This window comes from Flavobacterium sp. N2270 (assembly GCF_025947225.1).
Lineage (GTDB): Bacteria > Bacteroidota > Bacteroidia > Flavobacteriales > Flavobacteriaceae > Flavobacterium.
This window is the reverse complement of record NZ_CP110005.1, coordinates 737,246-754,704: the sequence shown is the minus strand read 5'-3', so window position 1 is coordinate 754,704 and position 17,459 is coordinate 737,246. Positions and strand designations below refer to the sequence as shown.

13 protein-coding genes are annotated in these 17,459 nt (G+C 29.4%); 4 read left to right on the top strand and 9 right to left on the bottom strand.

The features are described 5' to 3' along the window. From OLM55_RS03480 to OLM55_RS03470, 3 genes are read right to left on the bottom strand one after another with little or no spacing between them, the layout of a single operon-like run. Positions 1 to 876, bottom strand: coding sequence for a carboxypeptidase-like regulatory domain-containing protein (locus OLM55_RS03480; protein ID WP_264560033.1), 876 nt, complete (start codon positions 874 to 876; stop codon positions 1 to 3). Positions 877 to 897: 21 nt separating this feature from the next. Continuing rightward, positions 898 to 2,385, bottom strand: coding sequence for a GH3 auxin-responsive promoter family protein (locus OLM55_RS03475; RefSeq protein WP_264560032.1), 1,488 nt, complete (start codon positions 2,383 to 2,385; stop codon positions 898 to 900). A 3-nt stretch (positions 2,386 to 2,388) separates the two neighbouring features. After that, the gene (locus OLM55_RS03470) at positions 2,389 to 3,270 is read right to left on the bottom strand and encodes a murein hydrolase activator EnvC family protein (RefSeq protein WP_264560031.1); all 882 of its coding nucleotides are present in this window, start codon (positions 3,268 to 3,270) and stop codon (positions 2,389 to 2,391) included. A gap of 127 nt (positions 3,271 to 3,397) precedes the next feature. On the opposite strand from OLM55_RS03470, the gene OLM55_RS03465 reads away from it, so the two are divergent. Then, complete coding sequence (locus tag OLM55_RS03465) at positions 3,398 to 3,604, top strand: twin-arginine translocase TatA/TatE family subunit (RefSeq protein WP_264560030.1); 207 nt, start codon at positions 3,398 to 3,400, stop codon at positions 3,602 to 3,604. 62 nt (positions 3,605 to 3,666) lie between these two features. Here the strand turns inward: OLM55_RS03465 and OLM55_RS03460 are convergent, their stop codons facing one another. After that, entirely contained in the window at positions 3,667 to 5,793 is a 2,127-nt protein-coding gene (locus OLM55_RS03460; protein ID WP_264560029.1) for a Tex family protein, read from the bottom strand. A 65-nt stretch (positions 5,794 to 5,858) separates the two neighbouring features. Between OLM55_RS03460 and OLM55_RS03455 the strand changes: the two genes are divergently transcribed. Further along, positions 5,859 to 6,137 (top strand): DUF1294 domain-containing protein, encoded by a 279-nt coding sequence (locus tag OLM55_RS03455; protein ID WP_264560028.1) that lies wholly within the window; start codon positions 5,859 to 5,861, stop codon positions 6,135 to 6,137. Here OLM55_RS03455 and OLM55_RS03450 read toward each other — a convergent pair. The 5 genes from OLM55_RS03450 to rpiB all read right to left on the bottom strand — a co-directional run bounded on the left by OLM55_RS03450 (position 6,096) and on the right by rpiB (position 13,054). Continuing rightward, positions 6,096 to 6,926, bottom strand: a complete 831-nt coding sequence (locus OLM55_RS03450) for an NAD(P)H-hydrate dehydratase (RefSeq protein ID WP_264560027.1) — start codon at positions 6,924 to 6,926, stop codon at positions 6,096 to 6,098. The genes OLM55_RS03455 and OLM55_RS03450 overlap by 42 nt on opposite strands. A 9-nt stretch (positions 6,927 to 6,935) precedes the next feature. Continuing rightward, complete coding sequence (locus OLM55_RS03445) at positions 6,936 to 7,991, bottom strand: hypothetical protein (protein ID WP_264560026.1); 1,056 nt, start codon at positions 7,989 to 7,991, stop codon at positions 6,936 to 6,938. 85 nt (positions 7,992 to 8,076) lie between these two features. Next, a complete protein-coding gene (locus tag OLM55_RS03440) occupies positions 8,077 to 11,523 on the bottom strand; it encodes a pyruvate carboxylase (RefSeq protein ID WP_264560025.1) in 3,447 nt (1,148 codons plus the stop codon). A 142-nt stretch (positions 11,524 to 11,665) separates the two neighbouring features. Then, positions 11,666 to 12,562: a cation diffusion facilitator family transporter gene (locus OLM55_RS03435; RefSeq protein WP_264560024.1), complete on the bottom strand. Its 897-nt coding sequence runs from the start codon at positions 12,560 to 12,562 to the stop codon at positions 11,666 to 11,668. 60 nt (positions 12,563 to 12,622) lie between these two features. Further along, positions 12,623 to 13,054 carry a ribose 5-phosphate isomerase B gene (gene rpiB / locus OLM55_RS03430; RefSeq protein ID WP_264560023.1) on the bottom strand — a complete coding sequence of 144 codons (432 nt, stop codon included), beginning with the start codon at positions 13,052 to 13,054 and terminating at the stop codon, positions 12,623 to 12,625. Between the two features lie 99 nt (positions 13,055 to 13,153). Here rpiB and OLM55_RS03425 point away from each other — a divergent pair, with 99 nt between their 5' ends. Then, the gene (locus OLM55_RS03425; RefSeq protein ID WP_264560022.1) at positions 13,154 to 14,599 is read left to right on the top strand and encodes a T9SS type A sorting domain-containing protein; all 1,446 of its coding nucleotides are present in this window, start codon (positions 13,154 to 13,156) and stop codon (positions 14,597 to 14,599) included. A gap of 675 nt (positions 14,600 to 15,274) precedes the next feature. Further along, positions 15,275 to 17,452, top strand: coding sequence for a ribonuclease R (gene rnr, locus OLM55_RS03420; RefSeq protein ID WP_264560021.1), 2,178 nt, complete (start codon positions 15,275 to 15,277; stop codon positions 17,450 to 17,452). Positions 17,453 to 17,459: the final 7 nt, after the last annotated feature.

The following is a 17,459-nucleotide window of genomic DNA, read 5'->3' as shown; positions in this document are numbered from 1 at the left end:
TTAATTGGTTAATGTGATTTGTAAGCTTATATCGTGAAAACCTTCTTGATTTTTTGCTTTATAAATCATTAAAAAGGCTTTGTTGTTTGAAATGGAGTAAACTGTTGCTTCATTATTAAAAAAACCTTTAATTTTAGGTTCATAACTAATTCCTTTGTGTTTGCCTTTTTGTCCTTCAATTGTATAAATATATTCGAATTTGTTTTCTTCTATAACTAAATTTTCAAATCCAATCATTAAGCCTTCTTCAGGAAAAATAATATTATATTCTGAAATATCTATCGTTTGAATTTGTTTTCCTTTTTTACAGGTAATAATAATATCTTCTTTTATTAAATCATCTTTAATTATGTTAAGTGAATCGATTGTAAATAATCTTAATTTAAGTATTGAGTTTTTTACTCTTGAGTTAGTAATGAACTTAATTTCTTTAACATGTTTAAAAACGTAAAATTTATCTTCAAATTGGAATAGTTTGGCCCAAATATGTGATGTTCCTCCATTACTAAAACCAGTTCCTTTTTTCTTTATATCTCCAATAATTAATTCCTCATTGTTTCTTTTATCAGTAACAACAACTTCATTTAAGTTATAAATTTTTGGAGCAAGTTTTATAATTAAATTTGAATCTTTGGATATTTTTTTATCAAAATAACCCAAATTAGAAGCATGAATTATGTTTAAAGAATCTTTTTGAGGTAAAATAAAATTTCCGTTTTCATCTGTGTTTACTCCAATTTTAGAGTTTTCATACATAACTGCTGCATAAACAATAGGCTTATCTGAAATACTATCCAAAACAATTCCTTTTACTTGAGCAGAAAGGGAAAATGCAGCAATGAATAAAATCAAACTCAAAAATCTTTTCTCTTTCATCTTTTTTCTATTCTCTTTTTTCTATTCTCTTTCTAATTTATCAGCAATAATTCTATTATCACTTAATCTTGGTAATTTATTTTGTCCGCCTAATTTTCCAATAGATTTCATATACTCTTGAAAACCATTTTTAATTACTTTAGTAATTACCAATGTTCTTAAAACTTTACCTACAATTAAATCGTCATAATAAATGTTTTGCTTTCGCATAGCATTATCTATTTGTAACGCAAATTCTTCTAAATTATTAGGTTCGTTTTCAAATTCAATAAACCATTCATGATATGGTAAGCCTGAAGTTGGGTTAATTTGTGGTGCAACAGTAAATTCGTTTATTCTTACATCTGAGTTTTCTGTTGCTTCTTGTAAAGCACTTTCTACTTCTTTTGCAATGACATGTTCTCCAAAAGCCGATATAAAATGTTTTATTCGCCCGGAAACAATTATTCTGTAAGGTTTTAAAGAAGTAAATTGAACGGTATCGCCAATATTATAGGCCCAAAGTCCTGCATTGGTAGAAATGATTAGAACGTAGTTTACATTAAGTTCAACTTCACCAATAGTAAGTCGTTTTGGATTTTCAGTGTAAAATTCATCTGCTCTTATAAATTCGTAAAAAATTCCCGAGTTCAACAGCAGCAACATTCCTTTTTCTTTTTGGGAATCTTGGTAAGCGAAAAAACCTTCTGAAGCTGGAAAAAGTTCTATAGAATCTACTTTTCTTCCTAATAAATTTTCAAACTTAGCTCTGTAAGGTTCGAAATTAACGCCACCATAAATGAATAAATTAAAGTTTTTGAAAATTTCGCCCACAGGCTTATTTGCTTTTTCTTTTAACTTTTCAAAATACATTTGTACCCAAGAAGGAATTCCGGAAATAACCGACATATCTTCATGAATTGTTTCTTCAACAATTGCATTTACTTTGGTTTCCCAATCTTCAATACAATTGGTTTCCCAACTGGGCATTCGGTTTTTTTGTAAATATTTTGGAACAAAATGTGCTACAATTCCGGAAAGTCGGCCTAACTGAACTCCGTTTTTATCTTCTAAAACCGGACTTCCTTGTAAGAATATCATTTTTCCATTTACAAAATCGGCTTTTCCTGTTTCTTGAATGTAACTCAAAATAGCATTTCGAGCCGCTTGAATGTGAAAAGGCATTGATTCTTTTGTAAGCGGAATGTATTTTGCTCCAGAAGTAGTTCCAGATGTTTTGGCAAAATATAAAGGTTTTCCTTTCCAAAGTATATTTTCTTCGCCTTTTACAACTCTATCTATATAAGGTTTCAGTTGTTCATAATCGCGAACAGGAACTTGCTCAGCAAATTCTTGAAACGTTTTTATTGTATGGAAATTATGATCTTTACCAAACTGTGTTTCTTTGGCCATAGCCAGTAATTCTTGAAACGTTTTTTCTTGAGTAACTATAGGATTAGTTGCCCATTTTTGTGTGGCAGTATGAATTCTTTTCGCAAATAATTTTGCTGCAAAAGCTTTTAAAGTCATAAGTTATTCAAAATTAATGAATTGTGTGGGGTCAATAGGGAAACCATCTTTCCAAAGTTCAAAATGAAGATTTGTACTTGTATTATTAGATGTTGAATTACCCGCTAAAGCAATAACTTCTCCTGAGCGAACAGTATCACCTTGATTTTTAGTTAAAGAAGCCGCGTTTTTATAGACCGATAAAATAACATCTTGATGTCTTATAATAATTACATATCCGTTTGACGGTGTCCAATCGGCAAAAACAATGGTTCCGTTAGCAATAGATTTAATTGGTGTATTGTTTGCAACAGCAATTTTAACGGCTAAATGTTTATTTGTAGTATTGAATTTTTCAATAACTGGACCTTGAACAGGTGGAAATAATACAAAGTTAACTTTTGGTTTTGCTGACTCAAAGACGTTATATTTATCTTCATTTTTTGTTTGTTCTTTCAGTTGAATTTCGGCTTCAGAAGCTGCAGTTTTAGAAACATCTAATTTTGCCCTTTCGGCTGCTATTAATGAATCTTTACTCAATTTAGCATATTCGACATCTCCAGTTAATATTTTTTTAATAGAAGAAATATATAAATCATTTAATTTAACTGCATTTTCTAAAGAGTCTGTTTTAATCGTTAAATGTAAAGCGTCTTTTTTTAGTTTAGTGGAAGCATAACCTGGAATATATTCTCTTAATGATGTAAATGCAATTATGTAAGTAGTAATCCCTATTAAAAAAATAGAAGAAAGCATTAGAACCACAAAAACATTCATTAAATTTAGCTTTAATGAAAATGTTTCTTCAAAAGTATCTTCATTTAAAACAACCAACCTTCTCTTATTTAAGAGTTTTCGAAAGATTTTTCTGAAAAAAAGTTTTCTTTTTAAATTTTTAGTAGACATTTAAGCTAAAATTGTTTCTACAAATATAGTAATTACTATGCGTTTTTGTAATTAGGTGTATAATAATTCGTTAAAAAATATAAGATTGTTATTTTCTTTTTATCTTTGCTGTATAATTTTTGAAATCATGAATACATTATCAATATTTTTAGGTGTTATTGGAGCGCCGCAAGTTATATTAATTGTTGTTATTGTTTTATTACTTTTTGGTGGTAAAAAAATTCCAGAATTGATGAAAGGACTTGGTGGAGGTGTTAAAGAATTTAAAAACGCCATGAAAGACGAAGAAAATAAAGAGTCTAAAAAAGACGAAGAAACTACTACTAAAGAGTAATTCTTTTCTTTTTTAAATAAAAATCCCAAACACAAAAAAGCGTTTGGGATTTTTTTTATTTTCTATAATATCATCGAAAGTTGAATTCGTTTTCTTGCTTCATCCACCTCAACTACTTTTACTTGCACGTGTTGGTGTAGCTTTACTACTTCGTTTACATCTGAAACATAACCTTCTTTTAGTTGGGAAATATGTACTAGTCCGCTTTCTTTAATTCCAACATCTACAAAACAACCAAACGCGGTGATGTTATTTACAATTCCGGGTAAAATCATTCCGGTTTTTAAATCCTTCATGGAACGAACATTAGCGTCAAATTCAAATACTTTTGCTGCTTTTCTTGGATCTAAACCTGGTTTCTCTAATTCTTTTAAAATATCTTGTAAACTTAAAATTCCTATTTCTTCTGAAACATATTTTTCAGGTTGAATCTTACTTATCATTTCTTTATTAGCAATCAATTCGTTCACCGAAACTTTTAAATCTTTTGCCATTTTTTCGACAATTTTATAAGCTTCTGGATGAACGGCTGAATTGTCTAATGGATTTTTTCCGTCTTTAATTCTAATGAAAGCTGCTGCTTGTTGGAATGCTTTTTCGCCTAATCTCGGTACTTTTTTAATTTGCTTTCGGTCTTCAAATGGTCCGTTTTCGGAACGATAATTCACAATGTTTTCGGCCATTTTTTCACCAATTCCAGAAACATAACTCAATAACGATTTACTGGCTGTATTAATATTAATTCCTACAGAATTTACACAACGAACCACAACCGTATCTAATTCTTCTTTTAATTTATTTTGGTCCACATCGTGCTGGTATTGCCCAACTCCAATAGATTTTGCATCAATTTTTACCAATTCGGCCAAAGGATCTGAAAGTCGTCTTCCAATCGAAACTGCTCCACGAACGGTTACATCATAACTTGGAAATTCATCTCTTGCAATTTTAGAAGCAGAATAAACCGAAGCACCAGCTTCTGAAACTACAAAAACCTGTACCGGCTTGTCGAATGCTATTCTTTTAATGAAGAATTCGGTTTCACGACTAGCTGTTCCATTTCCTATCGAAATTGCTTCAATATTGTAAGCATTTACCATAGAACGGATTTTTTTCATTGCCATGGCACTTTCGTTTTGTGGCGCATGTGGATAAATGGTTTCGTTGTATAATAAATCGCCTTTTTCGTCTAAACAAACTACTTTACATCCGCTTTTATAACCTGGATCGATAGCTAAAACTCGTTTTTCACCTAATGGTGGCGCTAATAAAAGTTGACCTAAATTTCCAGCAAAAACATCTATTGCTTTAGCATCGGCTTTTGTTTTTGCTTCTTGTAAGGTTTCGTTAGAAATAGCGGGCTCTAATAAACGTTTATAACTGTCTTTTATGGCTAATTCTATATGCGAAGCACAATCTGATTTTTTATTTTTTATGATATTTTCTTCAATGAAAGCAATTGCTTCTTCTTTATCAATTTCCACTCTAAATTTGATGAAACCTTCATTTTCTGCTCTAAGTATAGCTAATAATCGATGCGAAGGTACTTTTGAAATAGGCTCTGACCAATCAAAATATTGTACAAACTTTTGCGCTCCTTCATCGTCTTTTTTAGCTTTTACCACTTTCGTAGTAATTTCCGCCTGACGCTGGAACATTCTTCTTAAACTCTTACGAATGTAGATGTTTTCATTAATCCATTCGGCAACGATGTCTCTTGCACCTTGCAACGCTTCATCTTCATTTACAACTTTTTCATTCAAGTATTTTGAAGCCAAAAACTCAACATCATCAGTATTTTGTGCCATGATGATTTTTGCTAATGGTTCTAATCCGTTTTCACGAGCTGTATCGGCTTTTGTTTTGCGCGTTTTTTTATACGGTAAATAGAAATCTTCTAATTCTTGTAAATCGAAACTATTTTCAATTTTCAATTTTAATTCGGGCGAAAGTGCGTTTTGCTCTTCAATTGATTTTAGAATAGAATCTTTTCGTTTTACAATTTCTTCATATTGTTTGGCAAGTTTGGCAATATTTTCAATTTGAACCTCATCTAAATTTCCAGTAAAATCTTTTCGATATCGCGAAATAAAAGGAATCGTACAATCTTCTGAAAGTAATTGTAAAGTAGCTTGTATGTTTTTATCTGAAGTAGCAACTTCTTTTTTAATGAATTGTATGTTTGTCATGATGAATTTAAACTATAAGTAGATTAAAGTGCTAAAATACTATCTTTGGGTAAAACTCTAAACTTTTGAAATCAATATTAATTTATTTTATTATAATAAACACTTTTACTTTCTTTTGTTTTGGTTATGACAAACAATTGGCAAGAAAAAACAAATGGCGTATTCCTGAACGAACTCTTTTCTTTTTAGTTTTAGTTGGCGGAACAATTGGTGGTTTAGGAGCTATGCAAGTTTTTAGACACAAGACGAATAAAACCTCTTTTATGTTAGTCGTTTATGGTATTTTAATTCTTCAATTGGTATTACTTTATTTTGGAACGGATTTCTTGAAACGCTTTACCTAAATTTTCAATTACATCGGTTATTAACATACTTTCTTCACTTTGTGTTTGTAAAGTGATATCTGCTGAAAGGCCGTGCATGAAAACAGCTAATTTTGCAGCATTTATAGGTTCATAACCTTGTGCTAAAAAAGCTAAAACAATTCCGGTTAATGCATCGCCAGAACCTCCTTTTGCTAATCCGGCATTTCCAGTTGTATTTATGAAAGAAGTTATTCCATTTGTAATAAACGTTTTGTGTCCTTTTAAAACAATAATACATTTGAATTCTTTCGCTTTTGCTATTGCTGTATTTCTTCTTTCTTCTTCTGAATTATGATTTCCAAATAAACGATCGAACTCTTTTGGATGTGGTGTTAAAATTGAATTTTTAGGCAATTGAATGAACCAGTCTTGATTTTTTGCCAATATGTTTAAAGCATCTGCATCAATAACTATTGGATAGTTTGCTTTTAAAAGTACCGAATAAACTAATTTTTGTGAACCATCATCTAATTCTAAACCTGGACCTACTGCAAGACTATTGAATTTTAAAAAATCTATTTGTTCTTCTCTAAAATGAAGCATTGCTTCTGGAATTGAGCCGTACATTGAACTTCGTTCTTCTTTAGGAATAGAAACGGTTAATAAACCTACACCGTTTCTTAAACATGCTCTTGAAGCAATAATTGCAGCGCCCATTTTTTGTTTACTTCCAGCAATCAGCAATGCATGACCAAAATCGCCTTTGTGAGAATTTGGTAGCCTTTTTTTTAATAGTTTACTTATAGTATCAATTTCTAAATTTTTCATTTGTAAAAATTAAAAATCGTTTTCGTCAAATTTAAAATTACGTTTCATGAAATTTAAAGCTACTTCTACAATTTCACCCATTGAATCAGCTTTTTTAAATTCAAGATCAAAAGTATAATCGTAAATTTCTTCCCGAAGTTGTTCAATATGCGACTGAGGAGCCAATTTTGTAGATTTCATTGCTTCTAGCAAATCGTTTAATCTAATTTCAGAATCTAATAATCTTTTTACTAAAATAGAGCGTTCTTCATTTTGATATTGTTCTATAGCATCTTGGTTTAATTTATCTAAAACCAACTTATTAAAAAGAAAGTTTTCTTTAAATAAATGGGGTTTATAAAGTTTAAAACTTCCTTCATAACATTGTTGATCAAAATCAATTGCTCTAATTCTAAAAACCCTTTGATCAAAATCATAAAAAGGAACAATTACAAAATTATAAGCACGCATATCCCCTAGTAGCCCAATTGTACATCGTTCGTTAAACTTTACAAATTCTTTTGCAATTTGTGCTTTTTCTAATTCGCTACAATTTTTTAAATTGTTTTCTAAAAAAATGTCGCCAGGGATTCCTAAAATATGTTCCTCAATTAAAGTGTCTCCAAAAACTAAAAAATTAATTCTATTTGGAGATAAAATATGCTCTAGCTCTAAACCAAATACACGCGAAGCGTCGGCTTTTTTTATATAAAAATGAGTATAATTATCATTTAAAATATTTCTTATTTTTATACGAAAAGGTTGTGAATTTCCAAAAGTGCAAAAATCGATATAATCTACATTAAGAAATTGAATGTTTTTTATATCACCATCGGAGTGTAAAAGAGTGTAAATCTTTTTTAAACTATTATCTATCTCAACTTTTTCAAATTCATTATAATAAACCCTAACCCATAAAGTATCTTTATCATCTTTATCGAAAACAGAAATAGCTCCTTGAAACCTAAGTAAGTCGTCATAAAAAATATTAATACGTGTTAATCTTTTATACTTTTCTAAATAACTTCTTAATTCTTCATTTATAGGGTAATTCTCTTTTTTAAACTGTGGTTTATTATCGCTCATGTAAAATTTAAAATTAGTAGGTAAATTTAACGAATAAAGCTGTTCCAAAAAATGAAACAGCTTTATAATTATTAATTTAGTTGATTTATTGTATTTGAATTACACAATCATCTTGTTCTATCATTGATTTTTCTTTAAGTACAACTTTAGTAATTACTCCAGCTCTTGGTGCGCAAATGGTGGTTTCCATTTTCATAGCTTCAATAATAAATAAAGGAGTATCTTTTTCTATTTTTTCGCCTTCAGTAACCAGTATTTTAAGTAAACTTCCTTGTAAAGGAGCGCCAATATCATTTGGTCCGTTTACTTTTGCATTGGTAACTTTAACTGATTTTACAGATTTATCTTTTACCAAAACGTTTCTGGTTTGACCATTAATTTGAAAAAACACTTCTCTAAAACCTTCATCATTTGGTTCTCCAACATATCTTAATTTAATAATGATGTTTTTTCCTAAATCTAAATTTACAATTATTTCTTCATTTGGTTCTAAAGGATAATAAAAACTAGGAGTTGGTAATTTTTCAACTCTTCCAAAGTACTTTCTAAAATTATAAAAGTCTTCAAAAACTTTTGGAAACATAATATAAGATAATAAATCTTCAACGGTTAATTTAGTGTCAAATTTTTGATGTAATTCTTTTAATTGTGCTTCAAAATCAATTGGTTTTAAATGTGCATTTGGTTTTTCAGTATAAGGTTGTTCTTTCTTAAGAATTAATTTTTGTAGTTCTTTTGGAAAACCTCCGTATGGTTGACCCAAATCGCCTCTAAAAAGTTGTTTTACCGATTCTGGAAAAGCCAATGTATCTCCTTTTTCAATTACTTCTTGAGCAGATAAATTATTAGAAGTCATGAACAATGCCATATCTCCCACAACTTTTGAAGACGGAGTTACTTTTACAATATCACCAAATAAATGATTGACAATTTTATAATTCTCTTTAATGGTTTCAAATTTATCTTCTAAACCTAAACCTCTAGCTTGTGGCAATAAATTAGAATATTGTCCGCCTGGAATTTCGTGGTCATACACTTCAGCAGTTCCAGCTTTTAATTCACTTTCAAACGGATAATAATATTCACGAACTACTTCAAAATAATTAGAATATTCGTTTAATTTTTTAAGATTAATCGGGTTTTCTCTTTCCGTACCTTCTAAAGTAGCTACTAACGAATTAAAATTAGGTTGTGATGTTAATCCGCTCATAGATGCTAAAGCAACATCTACCACATCTACTCCTGCTTCGATAGCTTTTAAGTAAGTTGTAGATTGAATTGACGAAGTATCATGTGTATGCAAGTGAATGGGTATAGAAATATGTTTCTTTAACTCCGTTATTAACACTTGTGCCGCATAAGGTTTTAATAAACCAGCCATATCTTTAATGGTTAACATATGTGCTCCTGCAGCTTCTAGTTCTTTGGCTAAATTTACATAATATTCTAAATTGAATTTTTGGCGTTCTGGATTTAAAATGTCACCTGTATAACAAATACAAGCTTCTGCAATAGCATTTGTTTTTTCGTTTACCACTTTTATACTGTGCTTCATTCCTTCAATCCAGTTTAGCGAATCGAAAATTCTAAACACATCGATACCGTTTTCGGCACTTTTAATGATAAATTGTTCTAAAACATTATCAGGATAAGCCGAATAACCAACCGCATTACTTCCTCTAAATAACATTTGAAGTAAAACATTTGGCGCTGCTTTTCTAATGTGTCTTAAGCGTTCCCATGGATCTTCATGTAAGAAACGCATCGTAACATCAAAGGTAGCTCCACCCCAAACTTCTAATGAAAAAAGTTGTGGGAAATTTTTAGCCATTCCTTCGGTTACTTTTAAAATATCATGATTACGTAATCTCGTTGCAAAAAGCGATTGGTGAGCATCGCGCAAAGTAGTATCGGTATAGAAAATTTTAGTTTCATTTTTAATGTATTGGATAAATTTTTCTCTACCCATTTCATTTAATAAATCTTTTGTTCCTTTTGGATATTCTGTTTCTAAAACTTGTGGAACATGTGGTTTTCTAAATACTTTATCAGTATCTATTTTTTTAACATCTGGATGACCGTTTACTTTAACTTCGGCTAAATATTTGATTAATTTAGTTGCTCTATCTTTTGAATATTCATAACGTGGAACTAATAAGTGTGGATTTTCTGGTATGAAATTTACGGTTGCCTCTCCATTTCTAAAAGTTTCGTTAGACATTACATTGGTTAAAAACGGAATATTTGTTTTTACACCTCTAATTCTAAATTCTTCTAAAGTTCTTCTTAATCTGTCAGAAGCCCCTTTTAATGTTCTTCCGCTTGACGAAACTTTTACCAGCATAGAATCGAAGAAAGGTGAAATAGTTACCCCAGAATAACAGTTTCCTTCGTCTAAACGAATTCCGTAACCAGCAGCATTTCTATAAGCTATGATAGTTCCATAATCGGGCTTGAAATCATTTTCAGAATCTTCTGTAGTAATTCTACATTGAATTGCCCAACCTTTACAAGGAACATCTTCTTGGCTATGAATAAATATTTGATTGTGCGATAACGGATGACCAGCAGCAATAATTAATTGCGAACGAACAATATCAATTCCTGTAATTTCTTCAGTAATGGTATGTTCTACTTGAATTCTTGGGTTTACTTCAATAAAGTAAATATTTTCTTCTTGATCGACTAAAAACTCAACGGTTCCTGCGTTATTATAATTTACATATTTTGCAATTTTAATTGCATAATCGTATAATTTTTGTTTTGTTTCATCTTTTAAAATAGAAGGAGCAATTTCAATTACTTTTTGAAAACGTCTTTGAACAGAACAGTCTCTTTCATATAAATGCACTACGTTTCCATAGTTATCTCCTAATATTTGTACTTCAATATGTTTTGGGTTATCAATAAATTTTTCAATAAAAAGAGTATCATCTCCAAAAGATTTTAAAGCTTCGCTTTTTGCATTAACAAAAGCAGTTTTAATTTCTTCAGCACTTCGAATAACGCGCATTCCTCTACCACCACCACCTGCAGCAGCTTTAAGCATTACTGGAAAACCAATTGCTTTTGCTTCTGACAAAGCATCTTCAATTGTTTCAAGGTTTATTTTTGAATCTTGGATAAGTGGAACCCCAATTGCTCTTGCTACTTTTTTAGCTTCTACTTTGTCACCTAATTGTAACATTGCTTCTACTTTTGGTCCCACAAAAATAATCCCTTCTTCAGAACACCTTTTAGCAAAAGTTACGTTTTCAGATAAAAAGCCGTAACCAGGATGAATAGCATCGACCTGATTTTCTTTTGCAACCTTAATGATTTCTTCAATATCTAAGTAAGGTTTAATCGCTTCAGAATCGTTACCAATTTGAAAACTTTGGTCGGCTTTGTAACGATGTAAGGAATAACGGTCTTCAAAAGTATAAACTGCAACTGTTTGAATTCTTAATTCAGTAGCTGCTCTAAATACACGAATAGCAATTTCTCCTCTATTAGCAACAAGGAGTTTTTTAATAATAAAAGTAGTAGACATATAATTTTGAGTATGTGTTGTTCCTCAAAATTATAAAATATTTAAACTAAAAATTATCTAAAATATAGGTTTTTAAATAAAGAGGTGAATTTATATGTATTTGATAATTATAAGGTTAAATTTTAAGAATATGATAAAATAATTAATCCTGAACTATAAAATCTTTAGGGTCTTCTTTTTTAAATTCAGGTTGAATATTTATGTGATTAATTCCAAATTTTTCGAAAAGTACCTCTTCAATTTGATGCAATAAGCTATTAAACTCACTCATTTTTATATCTTCCTCACAATCTAAATGTGCTTCTAAATGCAATTCTTCTTCATTTAAATGCCAAACATGTATGTGATGTAATTTTTTTACTCCATTTATTTTATGTACTTCTTTAACGAGCTCTTTAATGTTAATTTCTTCAGGTGTAAAAAGCATGAGCATTTTTGTTGCTTTTTTTAGTAAATCTATTCCAACAACAATTAGATAAATAGCTATTAATAAAGTAAGAATAGAATCGATCCAATAAATTTTATAAAATAGCATTAATAATCCTCCAACTAAAACCGCTACAGAGGCCATCATATCGGTAAGTAAATGTAAATAAGCCGATTTCATGTTTAGATTTTTATCGGCATCTTTTTTTAACAAAAGAACCGAAACTCCATTGACTACAATACCTAATAAAGCCAACCATATTACTAAAGTAGGCTGAATTTCTTGTGGTTTTAAAAAACGTGTTAAGGCTTCAAATATTAGATAAAAAGCTACTAAAACTAAAGTAAAAGCATTTACAAAAGCTGCTATTAATTCTGCGCGTTTTAATCCAAAAGTTTGGTCTAAAGAAGCTTTTTTTCGAGATAGTTTATGAGCAACATAACTAAAAACTAGTGATAAAACATCAGAAAAATTATGAAGAGCATCAGAAAGTAAAGCTAAACTTCCTGAAATAATTCCGCCAATTACTTGTGCCAATGTAATAACCACATTTAGTATTATGGAAAAAAATAAATTTTTTCCTTGGACTTTGTGATTATGACTATGACTCATTTTTTTATAAAATTAGATAGTAAGAAAGTTGGACAGGTTAAAAAAAATTCTAAAAGTCTATTATTTACAAGCAATTTTATTTACTCTATTGGCATGTCGGCCACCTTCAAACTTTGTATTTAAAAAAGTATCTACCATATCAACAGCTTGTTGAATTGAAGTATATCTTGCTGGAATACTTATAACATTGGCATCGTTATGTTGACGAGCCAATTCTGCAATTTCTTTTGTCCAACACAATGCAGCACGAACACCTTGATGTTTATTAGCTGTCATAGCAATTCCGTTTCCTGAACCACAAATAACAATTCCTAAATCGGCATTTTTCATTTGCACATCATAGGCTACCTCATGTCCAAAATCTGGATAATCAACACTGTCAAAAGTATCTGTTCCATGATTAATAACAGTGTGCATTTTTTCTTCTAAATACAGTAAAATTGCTCTTTTATAATCTGGACCTGCGTGGTCATTTCCTATTGAAATTTTCATAATGTAGTTGTGTGTTGTTATTTTACAAAAATACTAAAGTAATTTTGTATAATTTATAATATTATTTTTAATATTTTTATAAAAACTAATTTTATTTAAATGAAGCAATTATTACTTATACTTTTAATTACATTTTCAGGATATAGTCAAACATTAATTGGTGATAAACTTTATGGAGAAGTTGCAGAAGATATATTTGGGGAACATGTAGCAATATCATCAGACGGAAACACTATTATTGTTAGTGCTCGTTTAAATGATCAAAATGCTGATTTATGTGGAAGTGCGGTTGTATATAAAAACATTACAAACGTTTGGACTCAAGTAGGGGCAAGATTTTATGGAACTTCTTACCTTGAAGGTGTAGGTAAAAATGTTGCTATATCAGCTGATGGTTCTATTATTGCTATTGCGGCAAATAAATTAGATAATGGTTCTTCTCAATCTGAAGGTGTAGTTTATGTATATCAAAATATTTTAGATAATTGGGTTTTATTAGGCCAACCCATTTTAGGTAAAAACTATGGAGATTTTGCAGGTACAAATATAGATTTATCCTCAGATGGTACAATTATTGCAATAACTTCACCAGGAAATGATGATAATGGAAGTAATTCTGGGCAATTAAGAATTTTTCAATACATTTCAAACACATGGACACAAATAGGACAAGACATTAACGGATTAAATGCTTTAGATGCTTTAGGTTATGATGTTTCTTTGTCAAATAATGGCACTAGAGTTGCTGTAAGTGCAATAAATGATCTCAATAATAACCAAACCGGATTTGTAAAGGTTTTTGATTATATTAATAATATTTGGACACAAATAGGGCAAACTATAAATGGTATTGCTGCTGAAGATCGTTTTGGAACATCAATTGCTTTATCAGGAAATGGAAACACATTAATTATAGGTGCGACAGGTAGTGATGTTAATGGTTCAAATTCTGGAGCTGTTTCTATCTATGATTATGTATCAAATAATTGGGTTCAAGCAGGACAAACAATTTATGGAACTAGTAGTTTTGGTTGGGAAGTATCCATTACTGAAGATGGTAATATAATTGCAACGGGTTCTTTATTTATTAATTATTATAAAGGTCAGATTAAAATTTTTCAAAGAAACTCAAATAATTGGATACAAATAGGAAATAACATTGATGGAGATTTTAATTATGATAATTTTGGTACAAATATGATATCGTCTGATGGAACCACAATTATAACAGGAGCTCAATACAATGATTTTATAGGAAGTAATGCTGGACAAGTAAAAGTATATGATTTAACATCTCTTTTAAATAGTAATGGGTTTGTACAGGCTAATTTTTTAGTTTACCCTAACCCAACATATGAAACACTTACAATTGAATTAAAAAACAACTTAGAATTAAAAAAAGTAAATTTTTATAATACTTTAGGACAAATTGTAAAAACTTCTAAAAATACTACTACAAACGTTTCAGATTTAGCTAAAGGAACTTATTTTGTAGAAATTATTACCAATCAAGGTAAAGCAACTAAAACGATTGTTATTGAATAATTAGCTTATAAAATTTAGATTTAAATAGGTTTACTTTTCAGTAAACCTATTTTGCTTTTAATATATAACTATATATAAATCAATACTTTAATAACTTAAAATTTACATTGTTAATTAAAAAACGTAATTAATTGATAATCAGTTAATCTTAATTTAACATAAGTTGTTAATAACTAAATATAGAAAATAAGAAGTTTTTTTAGATTATAATATAAATTTTTATAAGCAAAAAGAGGAATGAATAAAACATAAAAAGTTGTTGAATTTTATTTAAAAGTTATTAGCTTTTTTTAATAGGTTATTAACAAAAAATAGATAGGTAACTTTTCTACAAAACATATAAAAATTTGAAATGAACAGTTGTTAATAACTAAAAAGTAAAAAAAGTTTAGAAGATAAAAATCAGTAGTTTATATAAAAATTACATTGTTAATAGTTTTGTATAACTAAGTAAAACTTAAAAAAGAACAGAAAAAATAAAAAGTTTTAGCAACTATTAACAAGCTATAATAACCATCATTTTTTTTAAATTTAATTAAATCTTTTTTTGTTGTATTTAATATATGTTGAAAACTTTCAATTTTTATTTTAGTTATATTTAGGTTAATTCTGAAATGTAAATTCTTAATTCTAATTAGTATTTCGTAACTTTCAACTTTAATTAGAAAATGATACATGAGTAAGAAACCAAAAAAATTTGGAAAAAAAGTAAAAGATTTCACTGCACAAATATTTAAAATCCTTTCAAAAGATCCTTCAAAGTCTTTTAACTACAAGCAAATTGCTGCTTCATTAGAACTTAATGATACCAAAAGTAGAAACGAAATCATTCGCGATTTAAAACTTTTAAAAGCACAAGACAAAATTCACGAAACCGAAATAGGAAAATATCAAGTAATTTCTAAAGCAGAATATTACGAAGGATATTTAGATATGACGTCACGTAAAACTGGTTATTTTGTTTGCGATGAACTAGAAGATGATGTTTTTGTACCCAAACAAAATTTAAATCACGCTTTAGATAAAGATAAAGTAAGAGTATATATTTATAACCGTAGAAGTTCTCGTAAACCAGAAGCTGAAATTTTAGAAATTTTAGAAAGAGCTAAAACAGAGTTTGTTGGTGTAATTGATATTCAAAAAAACTTTGCTTTTGTTACTACTACAAATGCTAAAATGTATACCGATATTTTTATTCCAAAAAATAATTTAGGCGATGCAGAAAATGGAGATGTAGTTTTAGTAGAAATGGAAGATTGGCCTAAAAAAGCCGATTCTCCTTTTGGAAAAGTAATAAAAGTGCTAGGTAAACCTGGAGAACATAATACCGAAATTCACGCTATTTTAGCTGAATACGGTTTACCTTATGATTTTCCTATTGAAGTTGAAGCGTATGCTAATAAAATAGATACTTCTATAACAGCTGAAGAAATTGCAAAACGTAGAGATATGCGCGATGTTTTAACATTTACCATAGATCCAAAAGATGCAAAAGATTTTGATGATGCTTTATCGTTTCAAGTGTTAGAAAATGGAAATTATGAAATAGGAATTCATATTGCCGATGTTTCGCATTATTTACAAGAAGGCACTATTTTAGATGATGAAGCGTATAATAGAGCAACTTCTGTTTATTTAGTAGATAGAGTAGTTCCAATGTTACCAGAAGTACTTTCAAATTTTGCTTGTTCGCTACGTCCACACGAAGAAAAATATACTTTTTCAGCTGTTTTTCAATTGAATAATAAAGCAGAAATTGTAGATTCTTGGTTTGGAAGAACAGTAATATATTCTGATCAACGTTTTGCTTATGAAGAAGCACAGCAAATAATAGAAACAAAAGAAGATATTATTCCAGCTGAAATTTCAATTACTGGAAAAGAATATAAAGTTCCAAAACCTATAGTTGAGGCGACTTTAAAATTAGACGAATTAGCAAAAATTCTTCGTTCGAAACGAATGAAAAACGGAGCTATTTCCTTTGATAAAGTAGAAGTAAAATTCAACTTAAATGAAGAGGCTGAACCAATTGGAGTTTATTTTAAAGTTTCTAAAGATGCCAATCATCTTATTGAAGAATTCATGCTTTTAGCGAATAGAAAAGTAGCTGAATTTATTGGTAAACAAAAGAAAACCTTTATTTATAGAGTACATGATGAACCTAATGATGATAAACTTTTTGGTTTACAAAATTTGATTTCAAAATTTGGTTACAAATTAGATTTGCGAAATAAAAAAGATATTTCTAAATCGTTAAACCAATTAATGCAAGATGTTAACGGTAAAAAAGAGCAAAATTTAATTGATACACTTGCAATAAGAACCATGAGTAAAGCAAGTTATTCTACCGAAAACATTGGTCATTACGGATTAGCTTTTGATTATTACAGTCATTTTACATCACCTATTAGACGTTATCCTGATGTTATGGTACATCGATTACTTCAATATTATTTAGACGGCGGAAAAAGCGCCGATGAAGAAGTATATGAAGAAAAATGTAATCATTCTTCAAACATGGAAGGTTTAGCTACACATGCTGAAAGAGATTCTATCAAATACATGCAGGTTAAATACATGCAAGATCATAAAGATGAAGAGTTTTTAGGTGTAATTTCTGGTGTTACCGAATGGGGAATTTATGTAGAAATCATTGAAAATAAATGCGAAGGAATGTGTCGTATTCGTGAAATTAGAGACGATTACTATACGTTTGATGATAAACAATATGCTCTTGTAGGTGAAGTTTCTAAAAATATTTTACAATTAGGTGATGAAGTTTACGTTAAAGTTAAAAATGCCGATTTAGTTAAAAAACAATTAGATTTTACGTATTTAAGAAAAAAGGAATAGTTTTTGA